The organism is Kitasatospora sp. NPDC048545, from assembly GCF_040651155.1.
In the GTDB taxonomy this organism is placed as follows: Bacteria; Actinomycetota; Actinomycetes; order Streptomycetales; family Streptomycetaceae; genus Kitasatospora.
Window position 1 is genome coordinate 80,581 of record NZ_JBEZIQ010000009.1, and the last position, 20,030, is coordinate 100,610.

General features: G+C 73.6%; 9 protein-coding genes. 4 read left to right on the top strand and 5 right to left on the bottom strand.

The window, feature by feature from the left end; genetic code table 11:
• Positions 1–351 precede the first annotated feature (351 nt).
• The 5 genes from AB0D10_RS11425 to asnB all read right to left on the bottom strand — a co-directional run bounded on the left by AB0D10_RS11425 (position 352) and on the right by asnB (position 7,760).
• On the bottom strand, positions 352–1,641 hold the full coding sequence (locus tag AB0D10_RS11425; protein WP_360254359.1) for an ATP-grasp domain-containing protein: 1,290 nt from the start codon (positions 1,639–1,641) through the stop codon (positions 352–354).
• On the bottom strand, positions 1,638–2,483 hold the full coding sequence (locus AB0D10_RS11430) for an amino acid racemase (RefSeq protein ID WP_360254361.1): 846 nt from the start codon (positions 2,481–2,483) through the stop codon (positions 1,638–1,640). The genes AB0D10_RS11425 and AB0D10_RS11430 overlap by 4 nt, the downstream gene beginning before the upstream one ends.
• Positions 2,480–3,739 (bottom strand): MFS transporter, encoded by a 1,260-nt coding sequence (locus AB0D10_RS11435; protein WP_360254363.1) that lies wholly within the window; start codon positions 3,737–3,739, stop codon positions 2,480–2,482. Before AB0D10_RS11435 ends, AB0D10_RS11430 begins: the two co-directional genes overlap by 4 nt.
• A complete protein-coding gene (locus AB0D10_RS11440) occupies positions 3,736–5,742 on the bottom strand; it encodes a hypothetical protein (RefSeq protein ID WP_360254365.1) in 2,007 nt (668 codons plus the stop codon). The genes AB0D10_RS11435 and AB0D10_RS11440 overlap by 4 nt, the downstream gene beginning before the upstream one ends.
• A gap of 62 nt (positions 5,743–5,804) precedes the next feature.
• Positions 5,805–7,760, bottom strand: coding sequence for an asparagine synthase (glutamine-hydrolyzing) (asnB, locus tag AB0D10_RS11445; RefSeq protein ID WP_360254367.1), 1,956 nt, complete (start codon positions 7,758–7,760; stop codon positions 5,805–5,807).
• Between the two features lie 162 nt (positions 7,761–7,922).
• On the opposite strand from asnB, the gene AB0D10_RS11450 reads away from it, so the two are divergent.
• From AB0D10_RS11450 to AB0D10_RS11465, 4 genes are all read left to right on the top strand, one after another.
• Entirely contained in the window at positions 7,923–11,024 is a 3,102-nt protein-coding gene (locus tag AB0D10_RS11450; RefSeq protein WP_360254369.1) for an amino acid adenylation domain-containing protein, read from the top strand.
• A 45-nt stretch (positions 11,025–11,069) separates the two neighbouring features.
• Complete coding sequence (locus AB0D10_RS11455) at positions 11,070–16,853, top strand: AMP-binding protein (RefSeq protein WP_360254371.1); 5,784 nt, start codon at positions 11,070–11,072, stop codon at positions 16,851–16,853.
• Positions 16,850–18,157 carry a lysine 2,3-aminomutase gene (locus tag AB0D10_RS11460; RefSeq protein ID WP_360254373.1) on the top strand — a complete coding sequence of 436 codons (1,308 nt, stop codon included), beginning with the start codon at positions 16,850–16,852 and terminating at the stop codon, positions 18,155–18,157. The genes AB0D10_RS11455 and AB0D10_RS11460 overlap by 4 nt, the downstream gene beginning before the upstream one ends.
• 64 nt (positions 18,158–18,221) lie before the next feature.
• A complete protein-coding gene (locus AB0D10_RS11465; RefSeq protein WP_360254375.1) occupies positions 18,222–20,024 on the top strand; it encodes a carbamoyltransferase N-terminal domain-containing protein in 1,803 nt (600 codons plus the stop codon).
• Positions 20,025–20,030: the final 6 nt, after the last annotated feature.

The window sequence follows — 20,030 nt, forward strand, 5'->3', positions numbered from 1 at the left end:
CGGTCCCGGCAGTTGTCCGATGGCGGCACGACGCCGCTCCCCCTCAGGGCAGGGTAACGTGCCGGGCGGCCTGTCCCCCCGGCCGATCACCCGTGGATTTCGACGTGCGGCCGCACTCCATGGTTCCAGGCCCGCCGCCATTTCTTCAAGATTCGGCAAAGTGCCCCTGACCTCGGACGGAGCCTCCTCACGCGCCGTGTCCCGGGCCTCACGGGGTGGCGGGCCGCCGCACCCGGCGCACGAACGGCAGCAGGGCGCGCACCGGCCCGCGCCCGCCCGCCGTGGCCGGGGCCGGCCCGCCGTCCAGGGCTCCGGGTGTCCTGGACGGCGGGCCGGCAGCCGGCCGACGGTTCAGCGCTCCGCGTTCAACGTGTCGACGTACCCGGCCTGGTCGAGCTCCGTCAGCAGGTCGCGGTGCCGGCTCACGTCGTCGGCCGCGTCCTCGACCGGCTCGGTGACGAACCGCACCCGGGCGGCCAGCGAGCGGGCGAGCGCGCTCGCCGCCTCGCCGGTCTCGGCGGTCACCACCAGGAAGCCGGCCCGGTCCGGCGACCAGCGCACCGGCGGGAGCACCGTGCCCACCTGGAACTGCACGTGGAACTCGACGACGGCGGGGTGGTTGCGGACCTCCTCGACGCCCTCGACGGCCAGCAGCCGGCCCGGCTCGGCCTCGAAGAAGGCGACCGCCGCCCCGAGCTTGGCGGCCGGGCGCTCGGTGACCGGCTCGCGCTCGCCGACCGCCACGGCCAGGCCGACGCCCTCCAGGTCGATCCCGTAGACCAGCTCGGTCATGGTGTTGATGCGGTCGCCGCCGCGCCGGTTGTGGCCCTCGACCACCTTCGGCCCGGCCGGGGTGAGCTTCATCTCGGTGTGCGACAGGCCGTCCCGCAGGCCGACGGAGTCCAGGAACTCGCCGACGGTCCGGGCGATCTCGGCTTCCAGTCCGGCGTCCAGCGCGGCCGGGATGGAGTGGCCGTACTCCATGAACCCGGCCCCGGTGATCTTGTCCGCGACGGCGATCACCACGTGCCGGCCCCCGGTGGAGAGGGCGTCGACGCTGATCTCCGGGCCCTCCAGGTACTCCTCCAACAGGAAGCGGTCCAGGCCGAGTTCGACGAGCGCGGCGTGCACCCGCCCGGCCTCGGACGGGTCCTCGATCTTGTGGATGCCGAGGCTCGCCGAGCCGCCCACCGGCTTGGCGATCAGCGGGTAGCCCACGGCCGCACCGAACTCGGCGATGTCGGCGAGGGTGGTGCCGATGGCGGCCCGCACCGCGCTGACGCCCTGCTCGGCGGTGCGCTGCCGCATCCGCCACTTGTCGGTCAGCAGCGCCACGGTCTCCGGGTGCGCGCCGGCCAGCCCGAGTGCGTCGTTGAGCAGGGCGGCCGCGATGACGCCCTCCTCCTGAACGGTGAAGACGGCGCTGAACGGGGCCTGCGCGTGCAGGGCCCGCACCGCCTCCACCATCGCCCGCGGGTCCTCCCGGTGCCGCAGCACCAGGCAGGTCTCGCCCTCGACGGCGTCCACCGGCACCGTGCGGAACTCCTCCGGGGTGTAGACGCAGACCACGTCGAGCTTCAGCTGCCTGGCCCGCTGGATGATCGGCGGCTTGGGAGAGACCAGGCAGACGCGCTTTGTCATAGTTCTTCCTTCGTGTGATCGTTCTGCGGACGGCGCCGTACGAGGGCGACGACGTCCTGGGCCAACGCCGTGGTGGGATCGAACACCGGGAGGTCCCCGGCCCGGTGGCCGAGGACCAGCGGCAGTTCGGTGCACGCCGCGACGATGATCTGGGCGCCGGCTTCGGCGACGTTGCGCACGGCCGGTTCGAGGCTCTGCCCGGCGGCCTCCAGCCGGCCCGCCTTGACCAGCCCGACGGCCCGGGTGACGCACCGCTGCTGGAGCAGCGGCGCCGGGACGACCGCCGTCATGCCGCACGCGCGCAGGGCCTCCTGGTACAGCCCGGCGACGAGCGTCCCGGTGGTGGCCAGCAGTCCGACCCGGGTGACGTCCGGTTCCGCCTGGCGCAGCCGCCCCACGGTGGCGTCGATCATGCTGAGGACGGGCACCCCGGACTCGCGCCGCAGCTCCGGCAGGTAGGCGTGGGCGGTGTTGCAGGGCATGGCGATCAGGGTGACCCCGGCCGACTCCAGCAGCCGCACCCCCTCGCGCAGGCGGGGCAGCGGGCTGGGTCCGTCGTCGAGGATCGCCGCGGTGCGGTCGGGGACGGTGGAGTCCGACCACACCAGGGTGCGCAGGTGCTCCTGGTCCCTGGCGGCGGGCGTCTCCTGCACCAGCTTGGCGAAGAAGTCCGCGGTGGCGGCCGGCCCCATTCCGCCGAGCACGCCCACGATGTCGCCCACGACGTCGGACCCCGCGGAACCCCCGGCCCCCGCACGGCCCACGCCGTCCGCGGGCCCCGCGGACGGCCGGGCCCGGACGGTGTCCGGCTGCCCGAGGGCGACGGCGCTCACGGCGGTCATCCGGCCGTCTCCTCGGCCGTGGCGAGGTGGTGCCGGCCGAGCACCGCCCGCGGCACCAGGCCGGCCGCCAGCACGAGCACGCCGATCAGCAGCCAGAGCGGGGTGCCGTGCTTGACCAGCGGCGCCACGATCAGTGCCGGTCCCACGAGGTCCTGCCCGACCCGGCCCAGGTTGTAGAACGACAGGTACTGGGCCAGCGACTCCTTCGGCGCCAGCTCGTACGACAGCGGCGTACTGGCGATGAACAGGCACTCCCCCGCCGTGTGCGCGACCATCGCGACCACCAGGACCGCCAACGCCGCCCAGCCCTGGGACACCTCCCCGGAGAGGGCGTAGGCCGCGCAGGCCACGAAGACGGCCACCCCGCCGAACACGGGGGCGCGCAGGGCCGCGGCGAAGTCGGCGAACCTGCGGTTCACCGGCACCTGGGCGGCCATCGCCAGCGCGCCGTTCAGCGCGAGCAGCGTGGTCAGGCCCCAACTGGGCGCGTCGGTGGCCTGGGTGACCCACAGCGGCAGCACCAGCGACAGGATCGTGTTGTGCGTCATGGAGACGCCGTTGACGACGGTGATCGCCAGGTAGCGCGGGTCGCGCAGCGGGGACGGACCGGCGGCGCGCTCCCGCTTCCCGCCGTTGTCGGCGGTGGCGGGCTCGGGCACCCGGAGCCTGGACATCACCACCGCCGCGGCGATGAAGGAGGCCGCGTTGATCGCGACGCCCACCATGTACAGCCAGGTGGAGCCGGTGACCACGGGGAGCGTGGCGGCCAGCGAGCCGAGCACGACCGCGCCGTTGCGCGCGGTGTACATCGTGCCCAGGATGGTCGCCCGCTCCTTGGCCTCGAACAGCCGGCCCATCACGGTCATGTTGATCGCCGGGCTCGACCGGTCGGCCGTGGTGACCACGCAGGCGAGCACCGCGAACAGCCAGTACCGGTCGGCCAGCAGGTACAGCGCGTAGCCGACGGCCCGGATCAGGAAGAGCGTGATGAGGCTCTTCTTGGCCCCGACCCGGTCCGCCAGCTTGCCGATCCGGGGGCTGAACACGAAGGCGCACAGGCTGCCGAGCGAGATGGCGAGGCCGACCGAGGTGACGTCGAAGCCGCGCACCTGGGTGAAGAACAGCACGGACGTGGCCGTGAAGATGCCGGTGCCGAACGAGTCGGCGGTGGCGCTGGCCAGCAGCAGCCTGGTCTCGCGCCGCTCCAGCATCAGTGTGGAGCTCAGCCGTGCCCACAGGCCCGGGCCGGCGCTCACCGGGCGCCGACAGTCCCGACCGGGCGGACCGACCAGTCGTGGACGTGGCCGTGCACCGGGTGGCACGGGACGGTCTCGCCGGACTCCAGCCGGGCCGCGGCGTCGAGCAGCACGGCGTCGTGGCCGTCGCCGGAGACCGGCCAGTGGATCTCGACGGTGTTGCGCCCGCGCCGCAGCAGGTCCGCCCGGACGGTGAAGGCGTCCGAGCTCCAGTCGGTGCCGAGTTCGGCCGCGCCCACCTCCTCGCCGTTGACGCGGAGCCGGACGCCGGTGGAGGCGGTCCCGCCGGGCAGCCGCCAGGTGACCTCGACGGTCAGCTCGGCCGGCTCGGCCAGCACCAGCGTCGAGCTGGTCAGCGGGGCGTGCGCGCGCAGGTAGGCGACCCGCCGGGCGAAGGCGGTCTCGCACCGCTCGTTGAACGTGGCGGCCAGCGCGTGATCGGCCAACAGGTCGGTGCCGGAGGCGTGTTCGGCCACCAGCAGCTCCAGGTGGCGCTCGCGCACCGGACGGCCGTGCCGCTCCAGCTCGTCCAGCATGACGTCGCGCAGCACGTGGTCGGCCAGCTTGCCGTTCAGCCGGCCGTCGCCGACCACCAGGTAGCGGGCCACCGACGGGTCCTGGGCGGAGCGCTCGTAGGAGGAGCACATCCAGTTCGGGGCGCGCCGGGTCTGGTAGTCGAGGTAGTCCTCGATCCGCTCGGCGACGGCGACGTCGGTGTCCAGGGCCCGTGCCACGTGGTACCGGAGGATCTCCTCGCCCTGCCCGTAGTGGGCGTTGTGCACCGCGGCGAGGAAGTGCGCCAGGGCGAGCCGGTCGGCAGCGGGCTCGACGGGTACGGCGCGCTCGACGGTCAGGCCCAGGACCTCGGCGAGGGTGTCCGCGACGGCGACGGCGGTGCGCTGCAGGCCCTCGAAGCTGAGGTGGCAGTAGTCGAGGAAGAACCGGCGCCCGGGCGGGCTCTGCTGCGCCTCCCGGAAGAGGTCCCGCTGGTCGACCACGCGGAAGCCGGACTTCTCGCCGCGCTCGCGCAGCAGGTTCTGGACGGAGGCCAGGGTGCGCGGGGAGTGCACCGCGAACGGGCTGACCACGGAGTCCCGGGCCGCCGCCAGCGCGTCGAGCACCGCGTCGGGGGTCCCGGCGCAGCGGGCGGCCAGCCGGTGGGTGACCGGCGAGCTGCCACCGTCCAGCTGCAGCAGTTCCGCGACCAGCGTCCGGGCGTGCTCCGACCGGCCCTCCTCGACGGCCTGTTCGGCCTCCTGGCGGAGTTCCAGCCAGCGCGCCTGACGGCCGTCGGGGAGCGCCGGGCAGTCGAGCATCGGCTCGTCCACCCAGTCGGCCAGGTTGAACTCGGGGACCACCAGCACGACGGGGGTCTGCCCGGCGATCTCCCGCAGCAGGTCGAGCGCGTTCGCGGCGACGTCGGCGACCAGCTCGCGGAAGGCCCCGGTGGCGGCCGGGAAGCCGCCCCGGGCGATCAGGGCCGCCAGCTCGTGGCGCTCGGTGGGCGTCGGGTCGACGTTGTTCCAGTTGTTCCCGGCGTGCACCACCAGGGCGTCCACGCCCAGCGCGCAGGCCTCGGCGGCGGTGCGCAGCAGCTGCGGGAGCGAGCAGTTGGTGCGGGCGAGGTCGAGGACGTCGGCCTGGCCGGCGGTGAGCCGGGCGTCGACCAGGCTCGCCAGGGAGTACGCCGGGTCGAAGAAGTAGCCGCGGGTGGCGGACTCGCCGAGGACGGCCACCCTGCGCCCGGCGGCGAGCGGGATCTCGGTCAGGTCCGACCAGTAGCGCCACTCCTCGCTCCGCTCGGCGTCGCGCCGGAGCAGTCCGTCCTCGTGGCGCCAGACCCCGACGACGTCGGCGGCGGGCACGGGGGCGGTCAACTCGGTGGATCGGGTGGTCGGTTGGCCCAGGGTCTGGATCCGGGCGAGGGCGAGCGTGCCGTCCGCGCCGGACAGGAAGTCGCTGAGGCCTTCGGTGAGGCTCTTGGTCGGGTCGCTGTACTGCATCGGGGTTCCCTCGGCGTTGTGGTCCGGGTGGGGTGCTGGTCGGCGCCGGGTGGGCGCGGTCGTCAGGCGGTGTGCGCCGGAAGGTCGTACAGGTCGAGGAGCATGTTGAAGGTGATGACCGTCATCAGCAGGTCCGTCTCGAACGGGACGTTGATCCGGAACCCGGGGGTCGAGTACTGCCGGACGAGCTGCTCCACCCGGTCCGGGTCGAAGTAGCCGTCGGCCTCGATGCGTTCGCGGGAGAGCAGCGCCTCGATGGCGGGGTCGTCCTGGCGGAGCAGGTGCGGGCTGCCCGGGGCGGTGAAGCCGAACTTCTCGCGGTCCACGATCCGGCCCGGGATCCAGTTCCTCGCGACCTGCTTGAGCAGGTACTTCTCCTCCAGGCCCTTCAGCTTCAGCTCCGGTGGCACGGTGGCCAGGAACTCGACGAGTTCGCGGTCGAGGAAGGGGTGGCGGCCTTCGACCGAGTGGGCGAAGGTCATCCGGTCGCCGTGGTCGGCGAGCAGGTGGTCCCCGAGCCGGAGCTTGAGGTCCAGGTAGGAGCGGCGGTGCAGGTCGTGCAGGCCGGCCAGGCGCTCCGGGTCGACCAGCGGGTGCTCCAGGCAGTCGATGGCGAGCTGGTGTTCACGGATCGCGGCCGAGTAGAGGCCGGCCTTGACGGACCGGAACTCGACGTCGTTGCGCTCGTAGAAGAAGCTCTCGTCGCCCCACAGCCGGGCCCGCAGCCTGGCCTCGGCGAGGTCGGTGGAGACCACCGCGCCCGGCTGGGCCCGGCGGAGGTGGTCGAAGCGGTAGCCGATGTAGCCGCCGAAGAACTCGTCGGCGCCCTGGCCGGTGAGCACCACCTTGACGCCGGACTCCTGCACGGCCTCGGAGAGCGCGTTCGCGGCGGAGTCGTAGGACTCCTTGAGCGGGCACTCGGCGTGCCACACCACGTTGCGCAGCCGAGCGCCGATCTCCTCGTCGTGGACGAGGCGTTCACGGTGGGTGGTGTCGAGCACGTCGCTCATCAGCCGCTGGTAGTCGCTCTCGGAGAGCTCGCGCTCGGGGAACGCGGCCGCGAAGGAACGGAGTTCGGCGTCCGGCAGCAGGTGCCGCATGATGCCGCCGATCAGCGAGGAGTCCAGTCCGCCGCTGAGGTAGAAGCCCACCTCCACGTCGGACTGCAGCCGCTTCTCGACCGACCGGATCAGCAACTCCTCGACCCGGTCGACGTAGTAGGACTCGTCGTGGCGTTCGAGCTCGACGTCGGCACGCGGGTAGGCCAGGTCCCAGTAGGTCCAGGTCTTGGGCCGGTCGCCCGGGCGGAACTCCACGGCGGTGCCGGGCGGAACGCTGTGAACGCCCTCGAACATGGTCCGTGGGCTAACCAGACCGGGCAGGGTGAGGACCTGGTCGAGCCCGATCAGATCGACCCGGCGTTCGACGGCCGGGTGTTCCAGCATGGCCTTGATTTCGGACCCGAAGACGAGTCCGCCGTCCCTGTGGGCGTAGAAGAGCGGCGTCACACCGAAATGGTCACGAGCTGCCAAAAAGAGGTTCTCGCGGTAGTCAAAGAGGACGATCGCGAATTGCCCGTCGAGCTTGCCGAGAAAGTCCCGGCCGAACTCCTCGTAGAGGTGCGGAATCACCTCGGCATCGCACCTCGTGTGCAAAGTGTGACCGCGGGCCACCAGGAGTTCACGCAGCTGTCGGTAGTTGTAGATCTCGCCCGTCGTCATGGCGACGATCTCACGGGTCTCGTTGTACATCGGCTGGTCGCCGGAGGCCAAGTCCCTGATGGCGAGCCGGGTGAACGCGAAGGCGACGGTCTCGTCGACGTGGAAGCCCTGTGAGTCGGGACCGCGGTGTCCGATCACCGCGGCCATGGCCTCAAGCCTCTCGCGCGCCCACCGCGGATCATGCCGTGGGCCCACAAAGCCCGCAAGTCCACACACGCCAACTCCCCCTATTCCGTGGCGTTTGGATGAACCGATCCTATCGTCTGCGACCGGCGAGCTTAGCAGCGAACATGACATCCAGGTGTGACGCAGCTCACGTCGGGATCGATCTTCCTAACGGCCTTTCAGCATGCAAGTGTTCAGGGAGCATTGGAAGCGTTCCGAGCCGATTCAGCGACAACTGTTCGCTCCGCTCGATGAGCTGATGCACAATCAATCAACGGGGGAGAGGGATTCACCGTGCCTGGTTCCAGGTCGGGGCCGATTCAGCACTCGCACTCATCCACCACCACCCTGGTCACCCTGCTGGTCGAGCAGTTCCGGAGGACGCCCCACCGCGCCGCGGTGTCGGACCGCCACGAGGTGATCGACTATCGCGAACTGGACCGCCGTTCGGCCGCGTTGGCCGTCCGACTGGTCCGGGCCGGCGCCGCCGCGGGCCACATCGTCGCACTCCACCTGGAGCGCTCGGTGGACCTCGCCGTGGCGATCGTGGCGGTGCTCCGGGCCGGCGCCGCCTGGCTGCCGCTCGCCACCGCCGACCCGGACAGCCGGATCCGGGACCTGCTCCGGGACGCCGCTCCCGTCGCGGTCCTGACCGGCGACCCGGCCCGGCTCGGCGCGCTCTCGGACGGCACTCCCTGCCTGGCCCCGGGGGACGCGTGGGACACCGACGCCGGGACGGCCCCGATCGACGCGGCCGGGCCCACCGACCTGGCGTACGTCATCTACACCTCCGGCTCCACCGGCCGCCCCAAGGGCGTGCTGACCGAGCACGCGGCGATCGTCAACCGGCTGCGCTGGATGCAGGACCGCTTCGGCCTCGGCCCCGCCGACGTCGTCGCCCAGAAGACCCCGTACACCTTCGACGTCTCGGTGTGGGAGTTCCTCTGGCCCCTGCTGACCGGGGCGCAGCTCACCTTCGCCGAACCGGACGGCCACCGCGACCCGGACTACCTGCGGCGTTTCCTGACGGACCGTCGGGTGACCGTCACCCACTTCGTCCCGAGCATGCTCCGCGAGTTCCTGCGCCGGCTGCCGGCCGGCGCCTGCCCCGAGCTCCGCGCCGTGACGGTCAGCGGCGAGGCACTCGGCCAGGACCTCGCCCAGCGCTTCTTCGAGCGTCTCCCGCACGTCGAGCTGCACAACCTCTACGGCCCCACCGAGGCCGCCGTGGACGTCACCCACTGGCAGTGCGAGCCCGGCCGCCCGCTGGACGAGCCGGTGCCGATCGGCCGCCCCATCAGCGGCGTCGAGCTGCTGGTCATGGACGAGCACGGCGCGGAGCTGCCCGTCGGTGCGACCGGCGAGCTGTGCATCGCCGGGGTCGGGGTCGCCCGCGGCTACCTCAACCGGCCGGAGCTCACCGCCGAGCGCTTCGTCCCGCACCCGGCGGACCCGCAGCGGCGGATGTACCGCACCGGCGACCTGGCCTCCTGCCGGCCGGACGGCGCCTACCTCTACCACGGCCGCAACGACCGCCAGGTGAAGATCGGCGGCGTCCGGATCGAACTCGGCGAGGTGGAGGCCGCCCTGCTGGCCCTGCCCTACCTCGACGAGTGCGTCGTCCTGACGCAGACCGACACCGCCGGCACCGCCCGGCTCGCCGCCGTCGCGGTCCCGGCCGCGGGCGCCGACCACGAGGACTGGCGCGCCGACCTGGCCCGGGTGCTGCCCGCCGCCTCGATCCCGGCCACCCTCACCGCCGTCGACGCGATCCCGAGGACCGCACACGGAAAGGCCGACGTCGCGGCGCTGCGCCCGCTGGTGGAGCCGGCGCCCGCCGGCGCCCCGGCCGTCGAGGGACTGGAGCCGGTGGAGCGGGCCTGGGTCACCGTGCTCGGCAGCCGCCTGCCGCACTTCTTCGAGGCCGGCGGCACCTCGCTGCACGCGGTCCGACTGCTCGGTGACCTCGCCGAGCAGCTCGGCGCACGGGTACCGGTCGCCGACTTCCTCGCCCGCCCCACCCTGGACGGGCTGCGGGCGCTGGTCGCGGACGCCGGCCACCGCCCGCAGGAGCTGCCGGATCCGGTCCCGCGCGACGGCGTGCTGCGACCCAACCACGCCCAGGAACGCCTGTGGTTCCTCCAGGAGTTGGAGCCGGACAGCACCGCGATGAGCGCCCCGAGCGCGTTCCGGATCACCGGTGCGACCAGGGAGCAGGTCACCGAGGCCTTCGCCCGACTCCTGGAGCGGCACGAGGTGCTGCGCACCCGGTACACCGCCGTGGACGGCGAGCCGCACGCCGTCATCGCCCCGGCAGGCCCCCGGCTCGAATGGACGGACGCCCCGGCCGGCGCCGACCCCGGCGGGCTGACCCGCACACAGGTCGCCGAACTGGCCGACCGTCCCTTCGACTTGAGCGCCGGAGCACCACTGCGCGTCCGCGGCGTCAGCTTCGGCGCCGACGACCAGCTGCTGGTGGTGGCCACCCACCAGATCATCACCGACGGCTGGACCTGGTCGCTGCTCACCGAGGACCTGCTCGCCCTGCTGACCGGGGGCGAGCCGGCCGCGCCCGAGCGCCGGCAGATCGTCGACCACGCGGCCTGGCAGCGCGGCCACGAGGCCGGGCCCGAGCATCGCGCCGCCGTCGACGAGTCGCTGCGGCACTGGCACACCACCCTGGCCGGCGCGCCGGACGGCCTGGACCTGCCCACCGACGCGCGGCGCCCGGCCGCGCTCAGCGTGCCGGCCGACAGCGTCGACCTCACCTGGTCGCCCGGCTTCGACGACCGGCTGCGCGCCCTGTGCCGGGAGCGCAAGGTCACCGAGTTCATGGCGCTGCTCGCCGGGTACACCGCCTGGCTGGCCCGGATCAGCGGCCAGGAGACCGTGGTCGTCGGCACCCCGATGGCCAACCGGACGCCCGAGTGGACCGACCGGATGGCCGGCAACTTCATCACCACCGTCCCGCAGCGCCTGGAGGTCGACGAGGACGCCACCTTCCTCGACCTGCTGGACCGTGCCCGGACCGCCGTGGTGGACGGGGCCCGGCACTCGGTCGTGCCGATGGAGCGGATCGTCGCGGAGCTCGGCGGCGCCCGCGGCGCCGACCGGCTGCCGGTCTTCCAGAACCTCTTCGTGTTCCAGAACATGCCGGCCTGGCGGCGGGAGGCCGACGGCCGCACCGTCCAGGTCCTCCAGTTCCCCCCACGCCACACGCACTACGACCTCAAGTTCGAGGTCTTCCCGTTCACCACCGGGTACGAGGCGCGCCTGGTCCACGCCCGGGGACGGATCTCGGCCGAACGCGCCGCCGTGATGGTCCGTCAACTCGCCGCATTCATCGAGGCGGCCGTCGACGAGCCGGACGCGTACGTCGACGAGATCCCGCTCTGACCGGCCCCAGGTCGTCCCCGACCGGAAGATTGGACTGACACTGAGATGACCCACGCCAGCGATCACCGCGGCCCCACCCCCACAGCCGCACGGCAATCGCCCGAACACACCGTCCCCGCGCTGATCGAGACCACCGCCTCCCGCTGCCCGGACGCCGTCGCCGTGGTGCGCGGCGACCAGGCGTGCAGCTACCGGGAGCTGGTCGAGCGCTACCACGCCACCGCCCGTGGCCTCCTCGCGGCCGGAGTCGGCGCCGGCGACGTGGTGGCGGTGCGCGGCGGCCGGTCGGTGGAGACGGTCGTGTCCCTGCTGGGTGTCCTGCGGGCGGGCGCGATCCTCACCATGATCGACGTCACCCAGCCGCCCGGCCGGGTCCGGGACGTGCTGGCGGCCGCCCGGCCCCGGCTGGTCCTGGACACCACCGGCGAGGCGCCGCCCGCCGAGCTCGCGGAGCACACCGTGCTCCGAGCCGCCGAACTGACGGACGGCCGGATCGAGCTGCCCGAGCCGGACGTCGAGGCGCCCGCCTACCTCTGCTTCACCTCCGGCACCACCGGCACCCCGCGCGGCGTGCTCGGCTGGCACGGCGCCCTCACCCAGTTCTGCGCCTGGGAGCAGCAGGCGCTGGCCGTCACCGCCGGCGACCGGGTCGCCCAGATGGCCGCGCTGACCTTCGACGCGCTCTTCAAGGACCTCTTCCCGACGCTGATCGGCGGCGCCACCGTCTGCCTGCCGCCCACCGACCGCCCGTTCGTGGACGTGGCCCGGGTGCTCGACTGGCTGCGCGCGGAGGCCGTGACCGTCCTGCAGACCGTCCCCAGCGTGCTCGCCGCGCTGCTCTCCGAGCTGCCCGCCGGCAGCGGCTTCCCGTCGCTGCGGCTCGTCTGCCTCTCCGGCGAGCCGCTGCCGGGCAGCCTGGTCAACCGCTGGCGCGCCTCCACCGAGGCCCCCGGGCTGCGCTTCGTCAACCTGTACGGCACCACCGAGGCCACCATCCTCAAGGCCTGGTACCCCGTCCCGCAGGGCGAGGTGCCGGCCGGCATCCTCCCGGTCGGCACCGCCACCGACGGCGCCGAGCTGCTGGTGGTCAACCGGCGCGGGCGCCGCTGCGGCATCGGCGAGCCCGGCCAGGTGCTGATCCGCAGCCGCTTCCTCACCCGCGGTCTGTGGCGGCCCGGGCCCGACGCGAGGCCGCTGTTCGAGGTGAACCCGCTCAACCCGGGGGACCCGACCGACCTGGTGCAGCGCACCGGTGACCTGGGCCGGATCGACCCGCACGGCAACGTGGAGATCCAGGGCCGGGCGGACGACCAGGTGAAGATCCTCGGCGTCCGGGTCCAGCCGGCCGAGGTCGCGGCGGTGATCCGGCGGCTGCCCGAGGTCAAGGACGCCGCCGTGGTGGTCCGCCCGGGTGCGGACGGCCCCGCTCTGGCCGCCTACCTGGTGCCCGCGCTCGGCGCCCGCCCGGACGCCGAGCTGGTGCGCGTCCACGTGGCCGCGCACGGCTCCAACGCGATGGTCCCCGCCCACGTGGTGCTGCTGGAGCGGCTGCCGCTGACCGGCCACGGCAAGCTCGACCGGGCCGCGCTGCCCGAGCCCGGGGAGCCGGCGCCGTCCGCCGAGGCGGAACCGGACGAGGGTGAGTGGACCGGCACCGAGCGGAAGGTCGCCGCGATCTGGTCCGAGGTGCTGGGGCGGCCGGTCGCCGCCCGGCACGCGAACTTCTTCCACCTGGGCGGCCACTCGCTGCTGATGGCCCGGGTGGTGGCCCGGATCCGGCGTGCCTTCGCGGTCGAGCTGAGCCTGACCACGCTGTTCCGCGCCGCCACCGTCGCCGCCCTCGCGGCCGCGGTCGACGAGGCGCTGCGGGCCGGGGGCGCCGTCGCCGAGCAGCCCCTGCCGCTGCCCGCCGCGGCCGACGCCCAGCAGCCGCTCTCCCCCGAGCAGGAGGGCCTGTGGTACCTCCAGCAGCTCGACCCGAGCAGCTCCGCGTACAACATGGCGGGGGTCTTCACCCTGCCGGCCGGAGTGGACGAGGAGGCGGTCCGGGCGGCCGTGCTCACCGTCTGCCGCCGCCACCAGGCGCTGCGGCTGCGCTTCCGCGAGGTCGACGGGCGTCCGGTGCAGCTGGCCGGGCCGGCCGGGGTGGACTTCGCCCCGCTGCCCGCGGGGGCCGACCGCGCGGCGGGCCTGGCCGCGCTGACGGCGGCCGCCGCCGTCCCGTTCGACCTGGTCGCCGGTCCCCCGGTGCGGGTGCGCACCGTGCGGGTGGCCGAGCGGGAGCTGCTGGTCGGCCTGACCGTCCACCACCTGTGCTGCGACGCGGTCTCCTGGCGGATCGTCTGCGAGCAGATCGACGGGCTGCTGGCCGGCACCGACCGGCACGCCGGGCCGGACTCCGCCGAGCCCCGGCTGCAGTTCGGCGACTGGGCGGCCTGGCGGGCCGGCCGGACCGCCGGGCCGCAGGCCGAGGCCGACCTCGCCCACTGGCGCGACCTGCTCGCCGACGTCCGCCGCCCCGAGCTGCCGCTCGGCCGGCCCGTCCCCGGTGAGCGGCCCCACCAGGCCCGGGTGACCCGGCTGTCACTGGCCCCTGAAGTGGCCGCCCCGCTCGCCGAGTTCTGCGCGAAGTCCGACGCCACCGAGTACATGGCGATGATGACCGTGCTGGCCTACGCGCTGTCCCGCGCGGCGGCCCAGGACCGGGTCGTCATCGGCAGCGACAGCGCGGGCCGCGACCGCGAGGAGTTCGACGAGGTCGTCGGCTTCTTCGTCCGCACCCACGCCTACGCCTTCGACCTGTCCGGCGACCCCGGCTTCGGAGAGGCGCTGAGCCGGGTGCGTGCCGTCCTGGTCGAGGCCGCCGGGCACCGGGACGTCTCCTACGCCCAGGTGGTCGACGCCGTCACCGCCGCCCGCGGCGGGGACCGCGACCCGCTCTTCTCGGTGCTGCTGCGGATGCCGCCGCGCGAGGAACTCCCGCGCGAGGCAGCCGTGTTGCGCCCGGTGGACGCGGTCGCCGAGACGGCGGACGGCACCGGCGCCGCGCCCACCGCCAAGTTCGACCTCACCGTGGTGGTACGCCCGGAGCCGACCGGGACGGTGCTCGACCTGGAGTACGACGCCGACACCGTCCAGCCCGAGTACGTGTCGGCGCTCGCCGACCGGCTCACCCGGCTGCTGGCCTTCGCCGCCGAGCAGCCGGACCGGCCGCTCAGCCTCGCCCACGGCGACGCCCACCCGTTCGACACCGAGCTCCCTCCGGCGGAGCTGACGCCGGTCGCCGAACTGGTCCAGCGGCAGGCCGCCGCCACCCCGGAGGCGGTCGCCGTGCGCTGGCCGGAAGGTGAGGTGACGTACCGTCAACTTGCCGGTGCGGCAAGGAGAGCGGCCCGGCACCTGGAGCCCGGGGAGCGGGTCGGCCTGCTCGGCGGGAAGTCCCCCGCCACCGTGGCCGCCCTGGTGGGCGCGCTCGGCGCCGGCGCCGTCCCGGTGCCGATGGACGAGGGGCTGCCCGGCCCCCGGCTGGAGACCATGGCCGCCCGGGCCGAGGTCCGCCGCGTGCTGCTCACCGAGCCCAGCACCGCCACCGGCGCCCTGACCGGCGTCGAGGTGCGCCGGCTCGCCTTCGACGACCTGCTCGCGGGCCCCGACGTCGCTGCCGCGCCCGCCCCGGTGCGGCCCGACGACCCGGCGTACGTCTTCTTCACCTCCGGCACCACCGGCGAGGCCAAGGCCGTACTCGGCCGGCGACGCGGACTGGACCACTTCATCGACTGGGAGACCACCGAGTTCGGCGTCCACCCCGGCGACCGGGTGGCCCAGCTGACCACGCTCTCCTTCGACGCCGTGCTGCGCGACGTCTTCGTCCCGCTCACCCGCGGCGCGACGCTCTGCCTGCCGTCCGCCGCCGACCTGGACGACACCGCGCGCACCGTGGAGTGGCTGGCCCGGGAGCGGGTCACCATCGTGCACACCACGCCCAGCGTGGTGGCCGCCTGGCTGCGCGAGGCCGACCCGGCCACCGCGCGGCTGCCGCACCTGCGGCTGCTCTGCCTGTCCGGCGAGCCGCTGGGCGGCCGACTGGTCGCCCGGCTGCGCGAGCGGCTGCTCGGCCCGGGCACCGAGATCGTCAACTTCTACGGTCCCACCGAGACCACGATGATCAAGACCTTCCACCGGGTGGCCGCCGACCAGGACCTCGGCCCGGTGCCGGTCGGCCGGGCGCTTCCGGGCGGCCAGGCCGTCGTGCTCGGCAGCGCCGACCGCCCGTGCGGCCCCGGCGAGCGCGGGGAGATCGTCCTGCGCACGCCCTACCGCACCCTCGGCTACCTGGGCGGCACCGGCCCGGACCCGGCGTTCCGCGCCAACCCGCGCTCCACCGACCCGGACGACCTCCTCTACCGCACCGGTGACCTCGCCGTGGTCGGCGCCGACGGCGAGATCCACATCGAGGGCCGCCGCGACGACCTGCTCAAGGTCCGCGGCATCCGGGTGCACCCCGGCGAGGTGGCGGCCGAACTGGCCGGCCACCCCGAGGTGCGGCAGGTGCACGTGGACGCCGACAAGGAGGGCGACGGCACGCTCGTCGCCTACGTGGTCAAGGAACCCGGCGCCACCCTGACCGCCGAGACGCTGCGCGGCTACGCCCGCGAGCGGCTGCCGCTGGCCCTGGTGCCCGGCCTCTTCCTGTTCGTCGACCGGTTCGCCCTGCTGCCGAACGGCAAGCTCGACCGCTCCTCGCTGCACGGCGCGGCTCCCCGGCGCACCGTGGAGCGCGTCGAGCCGCGCAACGAGACCGAGCAGACGCTCCGGCAGATCTGGGCCGACCTGCTCGGACACCAGGACTTCGGGGTCACCGACGACTTCTTCGCGGTCGGCGGCCACTCGCTGCTCGCCACCATCCTGCTCACCCGGCTGCGCAAGCGCACCGGCGTCTCGCTCTCGCTGCGCCGCCTGCTGGAGGGGCCGCGGATCGAGCACCTCGCCGAGGCGGTGCGCGAACTGGCCGGGGACGGCGCCGAACAGGGCAGCGAACTGCTGCTCCCGCTGCGCCCGGGCACGGCCGGCGGGCCGGTGCTGTTCCTGGTGCACCCGATCGGCGGCGACGTGCTCTGCTACCGCGAGCTCGCCGAGGCGCTGCCGGCCGATGTCACCGTGATCGGCGTGCGCTCGCCCGGCCTGGAGTCCGGCACCCCCCTGCGCACCGTCCAGGAACTGGCCGCCGCCTACCTCCCCGAGGTCCGCAAGGTGCAGCCGGAGGGCCCGTACCACCTCGCGGCCTGGTCGATGGGCGGAGTGGTCGCCTACGAGATGGCCCGGCAGCTCTCCTTCGAGGGCGTCCGGACCGCCTCGGTGACCCTGCTGGACAGCTACGCGCCCGGCTCCGGAGCCTTCGCCCGCTTCGCCGACCCGGGCACCGACCGGGCCGAGTCCTTCGCCCATGACCTGGAGCGGATGACCGGCGAGCGGCCCGACACCGGGCTGCTGCGCGGCGCCCCGGCGGAGGACGAGGAGACCCGCTCGCTGCAGCGCCGCTACCAGGTGTTCGACGCCAACGCCACCGCCCTGGTGGCCTACAGGCTGCGCCGCGCCCGGCTGCGCGACGCCCGGTTCACCCTGGTGCTGGCCGGGGCCCAGGAGCGCCCCGAGGACGGCACCCCGACCCTCGGCTGGGCCGAGGCACTCGGCACCGACGTCGACACCGCCACGGTGCCGGACGTCGACCACTTCACCCTGCTGCGCGGCCCCGCGGCCCGCACCGCCGCCGAGCGGATCGCCCGCGTGATCGCGGCGAGCAGCGGCCGCCCGGACGAGGAGCGATCGTGACCGACACCAGCGCAACGCGGTTCCGCGCCTACACGGCGCGCGACCTGGACACCCTGCTCGACCGCTGCGGGGCGGACGCCGAGACCCGGCTGCAGACCCGGGCGGTGGCGGCGATCCTGCCGTTCAAGACCAACCGGTTCGTGATCGACGAGCTGATCGACTGGGACGCCGCCGAGGACGACCCGATCTTCCGGCTGGTCTTCCCCCAGCCGGACATGCTGGCCGCCGACGAGCTCAAGACCGTCACCGACCTGCTGCGCCGGGGCGCCGGCCCGGCCGAACTCAACCGCACCGCGCGGCAGATCCGGGCGGGCATGAACGCCCACCCGGCCGGGCAGACGGACCTCAACGTCGCCCACTGGCAGGGCACGCCGCTGTCCGGTGTCCAGCACAAGTACCGGGAGACGCTGCTCTACTTCCCGCGTCAGGGCCAGACCTGCCACGCCTACTGCACCTACTGCTTCCGCTGGGCCCAGTTCGTCGGCGACCCGGAGCTGAAGATCGCGGCGGCCTCCGACGAGACGTCGGCGCTGCGCGGCTACCTGCGCGAGCACACCGAGATCTCCGACATCCTGGTGACCGGCGGCGATCCGATGATCATGGGTACCGGGCCGCTACGCCGGGCGCTGGAGCTCTTCCTGGAGCCGGAGTTGGCGCACATCACCACCATCCGGATCGGCACCAAGGCGCTCACCTACTGGCCGTACCGCTTCACCACGGACCAGGACGCCGACGACCTGATGCGGCTGTTCGAGGAGATCCGCGCCGCCGGCAAGCACCTCGCCCTGATGGCCCACGTCACCCACCCCCGCGAGCTGTACCCCGAGGCGGTCCGCCAGGCCGTCCAGCGGGTGCGCGCCGCCGGGGCGGTGGTCCGCACCCAGGCGCCGCTGATCCGCACCATCAACGACGACGCCGCGCTCTGGCGGGAGATGTGGACGCGTCAGCTCGCGCTCGACGCCGTCCCGTACTACCTGTTCGTGGAGCGCGACACCGGCCCGCGGAACTACTTCGAGGTGCCGCTGGTGCGGGCCTGGGAAATCTACCGGGACGCGGTGTCCGGCGTGTCCGGGCTGGCCCGGACGGTCCGCGGGCCGTCGATGTCCGCCACCCGGGGCAAGGTGGTGGTCGACGGCGTCACCGAGGTCGCCGGGCAGCGCGCGCTCGCGCTGCGCTACCTGCAGGCCCGCGACCCGCGGATCGTCGGCCGGCCGTTCTTCGCCGAGTACGACCCGCAGGCGACCTGGCTCACCGACCTGAAGCCGCTCTTCCCGTCCGACGCGCCGTTCCTGGAGGTCCGATGACCTCCTGCTCCCGGACGACGCACGACACCATGCCGAACCCCTCCCGAGGTCAAGGAGACCAGCGATGACCGGCCAGACCACCCACACCGCCGCCGCCGACGGGCCGGTGATCCTGGGCATCTCGGCGCACTTCCACGACTCGGCCGCCGCCCTGCTGGTCGGCGGCGAGCTGGTGGCCGCCTCCCACGAGGAGCGCTACACCAGGCGCAAGCAGGACCCGGAGCTGCCCCGCAAGGCCGTCCACGACTGCCTGCGTCAGGCCGGCCTCAAGATCACCGACGTCGACTGCGTCGCCTACTACGAGGACCCCGCCAAGAAGCTGCACCGCCAGCTCTGGGCCGGCCTGCCGGCCTTCCCGGACAACGGTCCGATGGCCCGCTACCGGCTGGACGCCGACCGCCCCCGCCGGGAGATCCGCGACCTGCTGGGCTGGAACGGCCCGATCGAGATCGTCGACCACCACCTCTCGCACGCGGCCAGCGCCTACTACTTCTCCGGCTTCGAGGACAGCGCCGTCCTCACCGTGGACGCGGTCGGCGAGTGGGCCACCACCACCTGGGGCGTCGGCCGCGGCGCCGAGCTGGAGCTGCGCGAGCAGGTCGGCTTCCCGCACTCGCTGGGCCTGCTCTACAGCGCCGTCACCGGCTACCTCGGCTTCGAGGTGAACGAGGGCGAGTACAAGGTGATGGGCCTCGCCCCCTACGGCGAGCCGAGGTTCAAGGAGCAGATCGAGCACCTGATCCACCTCGACGAGGACGGCACCTTCCGACTCGCCCTGGAGTACTTCGACTTCGCCGACCCCGAGGGCATGCTGGGCGAGCGCTTCAAGGAACTGCTCGGGGTGCCGCCGCGGGTCCCGGAGTCGGAGATCGAGGCCGTCCACTACGACCTGGCCCGCTCCATCCAGCTGGTCACCGAGGAGACCCTGCTGCGGATGGCCGACAAGGCGCACCGCATGTCCGGCAGCCGGAACCTGTGCATGGCCGGCGGCGTGGCGCTCAACGTCGTCGCGGTGCGCCGCATCGTCGAGGAGGGACCGTTCGAACACGTCTTCGTGCAGCCCGCCGCCGGCGACGCGGGCGGCAGCCTCGGCTGCGCGGCCGTGGCCCACCAGCGGCTGACCGGCGAGCGCCCCTCGCACGGTCGGCAGCGCTCGGCACTGCTCGGCTCCGGCACCGGTTCGGACGAGATCGCCGGGCTGCTCGGCGCTTACGCCGGCCACTCCTTCCTCGACTTCCGGGGCGACGAGACCGGCCTGCTGGACGCGGTCTCGTCCCGGCTGGCCGACGGCAAGGTGATCGGCTGGTACCACGGCCGGGAGGAGTTCGGTCCGCGCGCCCTCGGCGGCCGCTCCATCCTCGCCGACCCGCGCGGCGACGACACCCGGGACCGGATCAACGCCTCGGTCAAGATGCGTGAGGCCTTCCGCCCGTTCGCCCCCGCCGTGCTGGCCGAGCACGCCCAGGAGCACTTCAAGCTCGACCACGAGTCGCCGTTCATGCTGGAGACCTGCGAGGTGGCCTCCCCGCTGCACCTGCCGGCCATCACCCACGTCGACAACTCGGCCCGGGTGCAGACCGTCACCGAGGAGCAGAACGGCCGCTTCTACCGGCTGATCAAGGCGTTCGCCGACCGGACCGACTGCCCGCTGCTGCTGAACACCTCGTTCAACCTGCGCGGCGAGCCGATCGTGCACACCCCGGTCGACGCGCTGCTGTGCTTCCTGCGCTCGGACATCGACTGCCTGGTGCTGGACGACTTCGTCCTGGACCGCTCGGCCCTGCCGCAGTCCTGGGTCACCTGGTTCAAGGGCACCCGCCCGCCCCGCCACAACCAGGTGAGCGACAACGTCTACACCCTGCTCTGACCGGCG